The following is a 12,905-nucleotide window of genomic DNA, read 5'->3' as shown; positions in this document are numbered from 1 at the left end:
CCCCGATGCCCGGTTCGGATCGCTTGAATGTCGCTTATTTCATCACCCACCACGGCTTCGGGCATGCCACGCGCGCGGCGGCGGTGATGGCGGCCCTTGCCGCGCGGGAACCCCGTTTCCATTTCCACATCTTCTCCAAGCTGCCCGAGCTTTTGTTTCGCCAGGTTTTGGGGGATCGTTTCACCATTTTCCCAACCGAAACCGACGTGGGTTTGATTCAGCAAAGCGCGCTGGAAGTAGACTTAACCGCGAGCCTCGCGGCCCTTAATCGGTTTTATCCCCTCGATCCCGACAAGGTTTCGCATTTGACCGAGCAGGTGAAACGGTTGGCGGTGCGCGCGGTGTTTTGCGATATCGCGCCCTTGGGCATCGCGGTCGCGGCGCAAGCGGCTGTGCCCTCGGTCCTGATTGAAAACTTCACCTTTCATTGGATTTACGAGGATTTCCTGGAGGACGAGCCAGGCTTTCAGCCAATCATCGATATCTTGCGAACCTGGTGCGAAAAGGCCGATTTCCATTTGCAAACCAAACCCGTGAGCGATCCCCAACCGGGCGCCCCTTGCTTCGAACCCATTGCACGGCCGATTCGCTTGGGCCGTGTGGAACAACGTCGGCGGCTCGGTTTGGCCGACGCGCGTCCGCTGGTCCTCATCACCATGGGCGGGTTCGGCCAAGAGATGAACTATATCGAAGCGTTAAAAACGCGGCACGACATCACCTTCATGATGCCAGGAACCGACCACGCGGGCGATAACTTAATTTGCCCGCGCTGGGAGGACAATCCCTACCATCCCGACCTGATCGCGGCCTGTGATTTGGTGGTCGGCAAGCTGGGTTACAGCACCTTCGCGGAGGTGTACCACGCGGGTGTGCCCTTCGCCTATATTCCCCGCGACAACTTTCGCGAATCCATTGCCATCGAAGCCTTTATCAAGGCGAAGATGCCGGCCCGCGCCATGGCCGAGGGCGACTTCCACAACGGTCGCTGGTTGGATCAATTGGGCGATTACCTGGCCTTGCCGCCCAACCGCAAAGAAAAGATCAACGGCGCGGACCAAGTCGCGAATTACTTAATCCCACGCCTGGGTTCTTTAACCTAAGAAGCGCGATAACTCACGGTGATTTCGGCAAAAAAATCCAGGTCTTTATTATCCCCTGCTGAATATCATCAAAATTCACTTGGGGAAGCACAACAAATGCAACCAACAAGCTAATAAAAGGGCAGTTATGATATATCTTCTTTTTGCTTTAGCGCTGCAGAGCCAAACCACGATAGGACCTGTAGATCTTTACCAACCCCTTTTTCCAAGGAACTTTGCCAAGGGAGATGATGGGACCTTTTACATTTTAGATCCTGAAGAGCATCAAGTGCGCCATTATTCTACCCAGATAACACGCTTAAAGACCTTTGGCGGAAAAGGCGAAGGTCCCGGTGAATTCAGCTTTTCGAGCAGCATCAACTACCTAGACGGCGCTGTTTATGTGGAGGACACGGGCTTCTTTACGCTTTTTCATGATGATGGTAAGCCACGTGAAAAAATCCGAAAACCCTTTGATGCTGACTGGTTTCCCACCGGAAAAAGTTGGATTGCGCTTAAACGTTCAAAAAGCATGCAGTACATTGAGCTTATCTGGCTTTCCCGTGACTTCAAGCAGCAACGAATTCTGGCCACCGACCTTGATACTTCTTTTGAAGGAACCTCCTTCAATCCAGAAGGACGACCGATTCCGCCCGCATTTTCAAAAATGCGAAATCGAATGGCAATCGCCGATAAACAACGTTTTTCTATTAAGGTTTTCGATACACACACGGGGACGTTACTGCATACGATTAAAGAAAAAGTAGAACGCATTCCCTATGACCGGGAATGGGGAGAAATATCGGCAAAAAGAATGCTTGCAATGCTAACAGCGTATAACGCTTTGGATTCGACCCCTTCGTCTTTTAATTTCCCTAACTATTTCCCGCCTATTCAGAAACTGGAATACACGGTGGACGACCATCTTATCGCCTATGGCTTATTAAGGCCGGGACGAATTAAACCCGACTTCGCATTCGATCTATCAGGCAAACGCGTCCCCATAAAGGGAGGCCCAGAGGATAAAATTTTCAGGGTATTAATGCAGTACAACGGGTTCGCCTATGTCAATATCTTCAAAAATGAAGAGGTTTTCATCCAAAAAGCTCAGCTTTCTGAGTTGCCGGCCATTTTAGCCGCAAGCAAGAACCGATAAATCAGCAAGCCCCACATCCAAACTGAAAAGCTCTGTTATCACGAACAAGGCAGCACCAGACCTTCCTAGCAAAATGGGCGAATCGGCGCAAACGAGACACACGGAAAGTGAAAGATAAGCAGACCGGTTAATCGCACTTCTTAGACTTAATCAGCCGCGTGTCTCTTTTTCTAGCCAGGACAAATAGGGTTCGTGGCCGCCCTGGATCGGCAGGGCGATCACGCAAGGCACCTCGTAGGGGTGTAGGGCGTTGACCCGGTCTGTCAATTGCTCGAACAGGTCGCGCCGCGTTTTGGCGATGATGAAACACTCGCTGTCTTCTTGAACCGCGCCGTCCCACCAGTACATGGCGGTCATGCCGTCGTTGATGTTGGCGCAGGCAATCAGCCGCTCTTCCAGTAACTGACGCACCATGGCTTTCGCTTCGTCCACTTGACCATGGGTCATATACACCCAAACATAATCGGATTGAACCGCGCTCATAACCACCCCTCCCCTGTCTGGTTTTGTCAGTATAACGCCGCGCCGAAACGCAAAAAAGCGTGTCCCCGGGGAGACACGCCTTTTTTATGCTAACGAAAAACGCTGCTTAGACCTTGGCGAGGCCGTGGCACTTTTTGTACTTTTTCCCGCTGCCGCAGGGGCACGGCTCGTTACGGCCGACCTTGGGCTCGGTGCGGCGCACGGGTTTCGCTTTGACGTTTTGCGGTTCTTCCGCTTTGTCTTCGCCGCCGCCGGCCATTTGCATCGCCTTCTCTTCTTTTTCGCGTTCGCGTTTCATCTGGCTCAGCGATTCGCTTTGCAATTGCGGGCGAACGTGAACCAAGGTTTTGACGACTTCCTCGTCCAAACGGTCCATCAAGGCGTTGAACTCTTTGAAGGAGTCCCGTTTGTACACGGTTAGCGGATCTTGCTGGGCGTAACCCTGGAGTTTTACGGCGCGCTCCAAGGAATCCATCACCCGCATGTGGTCTTTCCACTGCTGGTCAATCATGTAGAGCATGATGAAACGCTCGTGGTTTTCAATCACGTCCTCGGGCAAACCGAGATGGTCCCATTTCTCGCTGTAGTCTTCTTGCATGCGCGTGATGACTTCTTCGATCAGCGATTCCTCGATCTTGCGATCCTCGGGCAACTCAAAGGCAAAAATACTTTTGAGGGTTTCCTCGACACGACCGCGATCATCTTCATTGGCTTTCTGGAGGGCCAGGTAGTCGTTCACCGTGAATTCGACAATGGCACGGGCGCGCTTGAACAGGTACTCGCGCGCGTTGCCGAACAGCATTTGGCGACGCAACGCGTAGAAGGTGTTGCGCTGCTTGTTGTTGACGTCGTCGTACTCGAGCGTGTGTTTGCGCGCTTCGAAGTGACGGCCTTCAACCGATTTCTGGGCCCGCTCAATGGCCTTGGAAATCCATGAGTGTTCGATGGGCAGCCCGTCGGTCATTTGCGCTTTCATCATTTTTTTCATGCGCTCGTTGCCGAACAACCGCAGCAGTTTGTCTTCCAAGGACAGGAAGAACAGCGACATACCGGGGTCACCTTGACGGCCGGCACGGCCGCGTAACTGGTTGTCGATGCGGCGCGAATCGTGGCGCTCGGTGCCCAGGATGGCCAAGCCGCCCAACTCAAGCACTTTCTTTTTGTCGGCTTCGCACTGGGCGGTGTATTTCGCAAGCAGTTCCTCGTAATCGGCGTCTTTGTTGCGCGCCGCTTCCGACTGGGCCAGCATTTCGGGGTTACCGCCCAGGATGATGTCGGTCCCACGACCGGCCATGTTGGTGGCGATGGTCACGGCGCCGAGACGGCCGGCCTGAGCGACAATTTCCGATTCCTGCGCGTGGAACTTGGCGTTCAGAACAACGTGTTTAATGCCGCGCTGGGTCAAAAACTGGCTAACCTGTTCCGAGGATTCAATCGCCACGGTACCGACCAGAACCGGTCGGCCGACGGCGTTTTCTGTTTGAATCTGTTCCACCAAGGCTTCGAGCTTGGCTTTGTTCGAACCGTAAACCTGATCGTTGCGGTCGTCGCGAATCATGGGTTTGTTGGTGGGAATGACATAGGTTTCCAGCTTGTAGATCTTCTGGAATTCGGTGGCCTCGGTTTCGGCGGTACCGGTCATGCCGCTCAACTTTTCGTACATGCGGAAGAAGTTCTGGTAGGTAACCGACGCCAGCGTCTGGTTTTCCTTCTCGATGGTCACGCCTTCTTTGGCTTCCAGCGCTTGGTGCAAACCGTCGGAATAGCGACGACCCGGCTGGGGACGCCCGGTGTGACTGTCGATAATGACAACCGCGCCTTCTTTAACCACGTAATCCACGTCGCGGGTGAACAGGTTGTGGGCGCGCAATGCTTGTTCCAGCGCGTGCAGGATTTGGATGTGTTCGATGTCGTAAAGGTTCTCGACCTTGAGCAGTTCTTCCAGGCGTTTGATGCCCGCCTCGTTGAACATGGCGAGGTGGTCTTTTTCATCAACATCGGCGTGTTCCGGCGACAGTTTCAGTACCAACTGGTTGGCGTCGTAGTACTTTTGGGTATTGCCCTCGGAGGGGCCGGAGATGATGAGCGGGGTACGCGCTTCATCGATCAGAACCGAGTCAACCTCGTCAACAATGGCGAAGTGGAACTCGCGCTGAACCAAGGTGTCCGGTTGAAACTTCATGTTGTCGCGCAGGTAATCGAAGCCGAATTCGTTGTTGGTCCCATAGGTGATGTCACATTCATAGGCGGCTTTGCGCTCGTCATCACTCATTTGGTTGAGGATGCAACCGGTGGACAAGCCCATCCAGTTGTAAAGCCGACCCATCCACTCCGAGTCCCGTTTGGCCAGGTAATCGTTCACCGTAACAACGTGGACGCCGCGGCGGGTCAGGGCGTTGAGGTAGACGGGCAGGGTTGCCGTCAGGGTTTTACCCTCACCGGTCCGCATCTCGGCGATGGAACCGCGGTTGAGGATAATGCCACCCATCATCTGGACATCGTAATGGCGCATGCCCATCACCCGGACGGACGCCTCGCGCAGCGCGGCAAAGGCCTCGGGCAGGATGGAATCGACAGGTTCGCCGCCCTCGATGCGTTCCATGAACTCACCGGTTTTTGCTTTCAGTTGGTCGTCGGAAAGGGCTTGAAACTCGGGTTCAAGGCTATGAATAAATTCGACAACCGGCTTTAATTTGTTGATTTCTCGTTCGTTTTTCGAACCAAAAACCTTTTTTAATGCTTTCAGCATGTCTAAGACTCCAAGGTGGGTGTATTTCCAAGTTTATGCGCCACAAAGCGAAATACCCGATGCAGTAAGGAACGCGCTAGAGATTCAAAACCGCGCTTCCGAGGGGCTGTCTCGAAAGAGAACCGCTCGAAAAGGCAAAAGCACGCGAGGGCGCGTGCGTCAAACGGGAAAAATCGCCGATCCCGGACGACCCGGGCCAACCGGGTTCGGTCGCGCGGGCGCGGGTGAGGGCGATTCCCCACGGAATAACAATGTAGGTTGAGGCAACGGGTATTAGCAACAACTCCCCAACGAAACGGCGACCGTTTCATTGTCTATCGGAATGTATGCGGCTCCGGGCTCAGTAAGTTAGGCTTTCGTCGAAAATAAACTTCCGAGGATTGACCGCCTTGTCATTTTTATGCACTTCGTAGTGCAAATGAGGGGCGGTCGATCGGCCGGTATTTCCGACGAAACCGATCAAATCGCCTCGTTTGACCATCTGGCCTTTCGAGACGTTGAACTTACTGAGATGCGCATACTTGGTGGTGATCCCGTTGCCGTGATTGATTTCAATCAGGTTGCCAAAGCCACCCTGGTAACCGCGGTAGGAAATTTTCCCCCGCGCGGGTGCGTAAATCGGCGTGCCCGTTGGACAAGAAATATCGAGGCCGTTGTGCCACGTTCGCCGTTTGGTGAAAGGATCTTTCCGATAATTGAAGGTGCTGGAAATCCACCCTTGGGTGGGCATGATCGACGGTGTCGATTCGAGGATCTCGCTTTTGGTAACGAAATCACGCTCAACGTCGTCAAGTTCCGATTGCAGTAATTCTGTTCGTCGACGCAACAATCCAAGATCGTAACGCAGGAACTGGTTGAGTTCCTCCTCGGCAAAAACATCGGCACCGCCGATCCCGCCGGATCCCATCAAGGCCGTGTCCGCGTCGACAAGTTGGGCCAATTTGGTGGTTTTCTCTTGGAAGTGTTTTAACTTTTTTTCGATCTCGATGGTCGCGGAAAGGTAACGCTCGTTGGCTTCGTGAAGCTGGGCGTTCTCGTCAACCACCTTAAGGTATTCGTCTTTGTGGGAAAAATTCTTATAGGCCACCAGCGCGAGCCCGGCGAGAACGATAAAACCCGTTCCTACCACACCGGCTGCGACTTGCAGCGACCGGGACGTAATACGAAATTGGCGGTGGCAACCGTCGTCGTCGCTAAAAACGACGATGTTGTACTTGGTTTTTTTCATGGAGGGTGTGAACCTACTCGGTGCTTGTACAGCGTTTCATGGGCATACCTTGCCCAAGCCGGGGGTTAGTCTAGCATAGATTCGCAAATTGAAAAGCCCTTCAAAAAAAGGGACGGCGTCCCCGGCCGAAACGGCCGAGGTCACTATGCGGCATCCACAAAAGAAAAGGCCTGAAAAGAAACGCGTTGCGCTTTTTCAGGCCCGATCACATTATTCGTCGTCTTCGTCGTCGTCATCCTCGCCGGCGAGTTTGTTTTCGACGCCCAACAACTTACAGTAGTTGCCGTAGATGTTCAGCTGGATGTCTTTTTCGACATTGAGCTCCTCAACCTTGCGTTTGGCTTCGGCAATCACATCTTCCATCGTTTGTTCGATACTTTGAATGATCTCTTGGGTTTCGGAGAGCATTACCTCGTATCGTTGCTTGCGTTCTTCATCCATCAAAAGGGTCCTCCCAAATAAAAGTCAATGACGGTACCTGGACGGGCTAGAGCCGTCGCTCAATCAAGTCAATAAAATCACAGCGGCAACCGCGGCGGCGGCCACGAGCCCGAGGCCGACCCAAACCAACGGCGATATGCCTTTTTTGGTTTCGACGGCTTCCTCTTCAAACGCCTCAATTTGACCGGTATCCGGCAAAATCACCTTCGGCTTGTTCGGCACCTCATCGGCACCGGGTTCGTCGTCCGGTCGCCCAAACTTTTTAAGGCGCTCGACGTCTTTGTCGTAAATGAGGCGAATATAGTCGGCCACATCGCTTTCGTTGATGTGGATCTTCTCCTCTTTGAGGTACGTCTTAAACTCTTTCTCCAGGGTTTTCGCCCGATCATAACGGCTGTCGAGATCTTTCGAAAGCACCTTGAGAATGATTTTTTCCAGACGAACCGGCACATGAGGATTCACATCGCTGAGCCGGGTGAACTTTGCCTGACGCACGTTCTTCAGAATCGACAACTCCGAGTCGCCGGCAAACAATTTTTTGCCGGTCAACGCCTCGTACAACACCGATCCCAAGCTAAAAATGTCGGAGCGGCCGTCGAGCGGTTTGCCCTCGGCTTGCTCCGGCGACATGTACAGCAACTTACCCTTCAGGGAACCGGCCACGGTTTGGGTTGCTTTGATCGAGGCCTTGGCAATCCCAAAGTCCACCAGCTTGATCTCACCCTCGGTGCTAATCAAAATGTTTTGCGGTGAAATATCGCGATGCACAATGTTCAGCGCGGTGTTGTCGTGGCTCTTTTTGACGTGGGCATACTGCAGCGCGTTACACAGCTTCATTCCCACAAACACCACCACCTCGGGTGCCATGGTCACCTTCAACTGGTTCAGCTGGTTCAACACCATGCGCAGATTGTGCCCGGCGACGTATTCCATGGCGATGAAGAAGCTGTCGTCCATTTTACCCAGTTCGTAAATCTGCGCGATGTTGGGGTGGGTCAAGTTGGCGGCGACCCTGGCCTCATCGATGAACATCGAAATAAATTCTTCGTTGTCGCTCAGGTGCGGCAGGATCTTCTTAATGGCGACGATTTTTTCAAAACCCTTCTCACCAACCAATTTGGCTTTCCAAACCTCGGCCATACCGCCGGAGGCGATTTTGCTGAGCAGTTGGTATTCGTTGCTACCGCTGCCACCCGTAGCGTTGTTGGAAAACAACTCTTTGCTGTAATCGGGAAAATCGTCCAGGTCGAGATCGTCCTCAACCGGCTTGGTGGAAATCGCTTTTTTGCGGTCTTCTTCGCTAATCGGCTGGGTCGCAAAGGGACTGTCCCGGTGCGTTTCCCGCGGCAGCGGCACCTTGGCGTCCTCGGCCATCACGGGCTCCGGGCCGGCAGCAGGAGACGGCTCGGCGACAGGCTCCGCTTTGGGTTCCGGTTTCGCCTCGGATTTCGAAGGCGACTCAGGCGTCGAAGGCGACTCAGCCGTCGAAGGCGCTTCAGCCGCGGCGTTTTTCGCTTTTTTGCCCTTCCCGCCTTTTTGATTTTTCTGTTTGGCGCGGGCCGCCTTGAGTTCCTTCAACCGCTCGCGTTCTGCTTCCTGCTCCGCGGCCACGCCGGCATCGTTATCGGAGGCGTGAATCACCCCATTGGCGGCAATCTCATTGGGCGAATCGGGCACCGATCCCGATTCAATATCGTCAATCAGGGCGCCAAAAATGTCGTTGCTGGTCAAAATACCGGAGGTATCGTCCTCGGACTGGGTGATTTTTACGCGGGAAGCCGCGTTGCGCTCCTCCCGTTTGTTCTCGGGAAACTGTTGTTTGTTTTTCTCTTTGATGCGTTCGATCTCCCGCTGCAGGTCTTCCGGGCGCACCTGCATGGTCATGGCCGGGCTTTCTTCGCGCTTGGGTTTACTACCACCTTTGCCCAAGAAACCGGATTTCGAGCCGGCCGCGCCGGCGGCCGGGGAAGCTTTGCCCTGCTTCAGGGAAAAATCGCCCATTTGGCGATCCAGCAATTCATTCACTTCGTCGGGTAACCCCTCTTTCTTGCCAAAAGACTCAAATAACTTGGGTTCGTCCCGCACGGTTTCATCCATATCTTCGCCGGTCATCCCGCCAAACTCCACCGCAACATTGTCGAGACTGGCGTCGCGGTAGGTTTCATCCAAGCTCATATCGTCGCCGTCGTCAAATTCAGAACGGGCCAACCCCGCCAAACTCTCGTCGCGTAAGGTCGCATCCAACTCACCTTCCGGGGAGGCCGCGGCTTCCTTAAAACCCAACTGCCGCAGGCACGACTTGACCGCGGCGATGAGATCGCGTTCCGCGTAAGGTTTTTCCAAAAACACGGCGGCGCCATACTTCGAAAGGGCGTCGCGCCGGTAACGATCACCGCGATGGGAGCCGCTGGAAATAATGATCCGCGTCTCTGGATGACTCTTGGAAACCTGCTGACTCACGGAAAAACCGTCGATCCCGCTCAAGAGTGGATCGATGATCGCGACTTGCGGCAGCACCCGATCCACCACGGCTAAGGCCTCTCGACCGTTTTGGGCTGTAATCACCTCAAAACCTACCGACCTCAGGAGGTTTTGCAACGAATCACGGCTTTTTTCTTCGTGTTCCGCGATGAGAATCTTCGCCTGCTTTGTCATGAAATTTTGATCCAGTAAGCAATACTATTTTGGGGCCTCGAATGCCTCAACATATCACATTCGCAAAGCCGCTGTAAAACCTTATACCCGCCGACCTCTGTATTTTCCGCCCCCCGACGCAACGCCCAGGTAGGGTGGCCAAAGACTTGGCGCGAAACAGTTTTTGCGCGCTGATACGCTTTGAGCTAAAATCGGTTGTCTTGGTCCGCCGAACGCGAAACCGGGTCCGCAGTCTGACCGCCAATCGAGGTTTGGGTGAACACACTCCTTATCATTTATTTAATTGCCTTCTTCAAAGGTCCCGAAACCATTCTCGTCAGCCAAGGTCAACCGGTTATCCCCGAGATCGGCCAGGTTGAGGACCGCACTGTCGTGCTCCATCGCGAACCTGTCGAATGCCGCATCACCCACCTGACCGCCGACGAATTGCGCGATTACCTCGCCGGAATGGGTGCCGCAAAGGCCGTTCAGGAACACCAACTCATCGCCCGAAAACTCGAACAATCGATCTCCTTTATGATTTCCCTCGAGAACCGCGGCATGGACCGCCTGCTGTTTAACCCGGACCAAATCGAGCTCCTCAGCGGCAAACGACGCCCGGTCGGCACCAAATTGGGCATGCTCGATTTGTGGCCGTCGGCCCTGCCAGGTCGCGCCGTCGAACAAGAACGGTTCGCGCGCCTCTTCATCCGCGGCACCACCGAAATCCCACCCGGCGGCAAGGCCTTTCAACTCTTGGTGTTCCGCCCAATGGCCGGCCAAACCTGGCCCAAGCAGATCACCCTCAGCATCCCCCGTTTGTACCACGGTGTCGATTTGCTGAATTTTGCCTGCCGCTATGATTTGAAACGCGAAAGGGCCAAAAAGTGAGATCCATGCTTTTCCGATTGCTTCTCGCCGCCTGGCTTATGCTCGGTGGCGCGCCCTTGAGCGCCCAAGCCGATCTGGCCGACCGTGAACTGATCATCCAACACCTCGGTGATCAGTACCGCGACGCCGAGGGCCGTCAAATCGTGACCGGCGGCGTGCGCGTCACCATCGGACGCGACATCCTCATGACCGCCGATGAGCTGATTTACTACACCAACACCAACGTGATTGAAGCGGCCGGCAATGTCAAAATCGATTACACAACCGAAATGGGCGTGATTGAAATCGCGGCCCAAACCGTGCGCTACGACGTCAACAACCGCGGCGCGGTGTTTGAGGAAGTCTTCTCTCAGTTCGGCGACGAATTTTATTTCGTCGGCAGCCGCCTCGAGGCCTATGATCGCGGCACCTATTTCGTCATCAACAACGGCAAGGTCACCGCCTGCAACCAACCCGTCGCCCAATGGTCGATGGACATCAGCCACGCCACCATTGAACGGGGCGGTTATGCGGTGGTGCGCAATGCCAAATTTCGCATTAAACGCCTGCCGGTGATTTACTTGCCCTGGTTTATCATTCCTGTATTGAGTCAGCGCCAATCCGGGTTCCTCCAACCCGACACCGGGAGTTCGGACCGCAACGGGTCCTTCTTCAGCGTGCCTTATTACTGGGCGCCGCGCGCTGATTTCGACGCGACCTTTGTACCCGCCTACGCCGATAAAGCCGGTTTTAACCTCGATTTAGAAATGCGCTATATGCCGCGCCACAACTTCCTGGGCGAACTCAAAGGCACCTTTTACCTGGACAACATTATCGGTGATCAAGCGGTCGCCGACCGCCCGACCGAGGACGGTAAGCCGCTTAAAAAGAAACGCTTTCGCGCCGACTGGTTTCACCGCCAAAAACTGTGGAACGCCGATTTCACCATGGACATCGAATCCGGCTCCGACTTCAGCGTCGACCGCGACTTTCTGGAAGAAGCCGAGCAAACCCGCATCCGCGACTATACCTATCGCGCGCGCTGGGCCCGCGGTGTCGGCCGCGATCATCTTTCGATTAACCTCGGCCGTCTCGACCGCATCCTGTCCCTGACCGAGGCCGAGCGCGCCAACGGGCTCAACCCCGCGGTGATCGGCATTCACGCCTTACCGGATGTGCGCTATTACCAACCCAAACGCCATATCGGCGCGGGTTTCTATTACCGCAACCAGATCTACGCGGGTTGGTACGAATTCGACAACCTCGGCGGCAACCAACTGGACGGCGACCTGTCGCGTTTCGGGATGGATCTGGAACTTTCGCGACCAGTGGAGCTCACCTCCTTCCTGCACGCAAGACTCGGCGTTGCCGCGTTCGGCGCGTCTTATTCCGGTGACCTCTCCAGTGCCGTACCCGACGGCAACGAAACGCCGGGTAACGACAACGACGTCAAACGCGATGAAGAGCGCGGCAGCGCTTTTGGGTTCGCCGAACTGCTGGGACCCCGCCTCAGGCGCACCTACGATTTGGAGGACCGCCGTCTGGTCCACTACTTCGATACCGGCGTCGACATCCGCGCCGGGGTCGGTCGCCGCAAGGATTCCTTCATCGAAAGCATTGAAATGGACGAACTGGAAATCCGTTTGAACCAAACCCGGGACGATGTCTCCTCGGTTTGGCGCATGAACCACCGCCTGTTCACGGGACCACGCGGCAAAGTGCGTCCCCTGGGCGAAATCGAGGTCAGCCAAGAAGTTTCTTGGGAAAGTGACAACGGCGCGGATCGTCCCAACGAACCCATCAAGGCCCGCTTCCGACTTTCCGGCTTGGGCGGCTTGCACGGCAACGGCTTCATCGACTACAACCCGGACGAAGGCGTACTCGACGCCCTCTCGTTTTACGGCAGCGTGAACAAGGGCAACTGGCGCGGCTACGGTGGTTACGTCAAACGCCGTTCCAGCACCGATATGAATCAGGTCCAGCAAGAGAGCTTCATCGGCATCAGCGAATTGCGGTTGGATCGGTTCCGTTCCCGCTTCAAACTCTACATTGACTACGACATCCTCCAAAGCGATGTCAAAAGCCAACAACTGCTCTACGGCTACCAGGGCCAGTGCGTCGGGTTCACGATTAATTATGTACGCTCACCATTTGACTCAAGCAACGCCAACAACCAGGACTTTTTGCGGTTCACGGTTAACCTGCGCAACTTGGGCGAGCTGGGCACCAAATTTTAGACCGCTTCAGGTCGCGCGAAGGAACCTC

The 12,905-nt window shown here is 54.8% G+C and carries 9 protein-coding genes; 4 read left to right on the top strand and 5 right to left on the bottom strand.

All coding sequences use genetic code 11. The features are described from left to right. Nucleotides 1-5 precede the first annotated feature (5 nt). Complete coding sequence (locus J3U88_RS28800; protein WP_207862477.1) at nt 6-1,100, top strand: glycosyltransferase family protein; 1,095 nt, start codon at nt 6-8, stop codon at nt 1,098-1,100. 127 nt (nt 1,101-1,227) lie between these two features. Then, complete coding sequence (locus J3U88_RS28795; protein WP_207862476.1) at nt 1,228-2,235, top strand: NHL repeat-containing protein; 1,008 nt, start codon at nt 1,228-1,230, stop codon at nt 2,233-2,235. Between the two features lie 150 nt (nt 2,236-2,385). Here the strand turns inward: J3U88_RS28795 and cutA are convergent, their stop codons facing one another. The 5 genes from cutA to J3U88_RS28770 all read right to left on the bottom strand — a co-directional run bounded on the left by cutA (nt 2,386) and on the right by J3U88_RS28770 (nt 9,791). After that, complete coding sequence (gene cutA / locus J3U88_RS28790) at nt 2,386-2,718, bottom strand: divalent-cation tolerance protein CutA (protein ID WP_207862475.1); 333 nt, start codon at nt 2,716-2,718, stop codon at nt 2,386-2,388. A gap of 106 nt (nt 2,719-2,824) precedes the next feature. Further along, nucleotides 2,825-5,467, bottom strand: a complete 2,643-nt coding sequence (gene secA / locus J3U88_RS28785) for a preprotein translocase subunit SecA (protein WP_207862512.1) — start codon at nt 5,465-5,467, stop codon at nt 2,825-2,827. Nucleotides 5,468-5,807: 340 nt separating this feature from the next. Next, nucleotides 5,808-6,695 carry a M23 family metallopeptidase gene (locus tag J3U88_RS28780; RefSeq protein ID WP_207862474.1) on the bottom strand — a complete coding sequence of 296 codons (888 nt, stop codon included), beginning with the start codon at nt 6,693-6,695 and terminating at the stop codon, nt 5,808-5,810. Nucleotides 6,696-6,905: 210 nt separating this feature from the next. Further along, nucleotides 6,906-7,139: a hypothetical protein gene (locus J3U88_RS28775; RefSeq protein ID WP_207862473.1), complete on the bottom strand. Its 234-nt coding sequence runs from the start codon at nt 7,137-7,139 to the stop codon at nt 6,906-6,908. Between the two features lie 60 nt (nt 7,140-7,199). Next, entirely contained in the window at nt 7,200-9,791 is a 2,592-nt protein-coding gene (locus J3U88_RS28770; protein ID WP_207862472.1) for a protein kinase domain-containing protein, read from the bottom strand. A 255-nt stretch (nt 9,792-10,046) separates the two neighbouring features. On the opposite strand from J3U88_RS28770, the gene J3U88_RS28765 reads away from it, so the two are divergent. Together J3U88_RS28765 and J3U88_RS28760 are read left to right on the top strand one after the other, a co-directional pair. After that, nucleotides 10,047-10,661 (top strand): hypothetical protein, encoded by a 615-nt coding sequence (locus J3U88_RS28765; RefSeq protein ID WP_207862471.1) that lies wholly within the window; start codon nt 10,047-10,049, stop codon nt 10,659-10,661. 5 nt (nt 10,662-10,666) lie between these two features. Further along, nucleotides 10,667-12,877, top strand: coding sequence for an LPS-assembly protein LptD (locus J3U88_RS28760; RefSeq protein WP_207862470.1), 2,211 nt, complete (start codon nt 10,667-10,669; stop codon nt 12,875-12,877). The last annotated feature ends 28 nt before the right edge of the window (nt 12,878-12,905 follow it).

The organism is Acanthopleuribacter pedis (assembly GCF_017377855.1).
In the GTDB taxonomy this organism is placed as follows: Bacteria; Acidobacteriota; Holophagae; order Acanthopleuribacterales; family Acanthopleuribacteraceae; genus Acanthopleuribacter; species Acanthopleuribacter pedis.
Note: the sequence above shows the minus strand (reverse complement) of the source record. Positions and strands in the feature narration are given on the sequence as shown.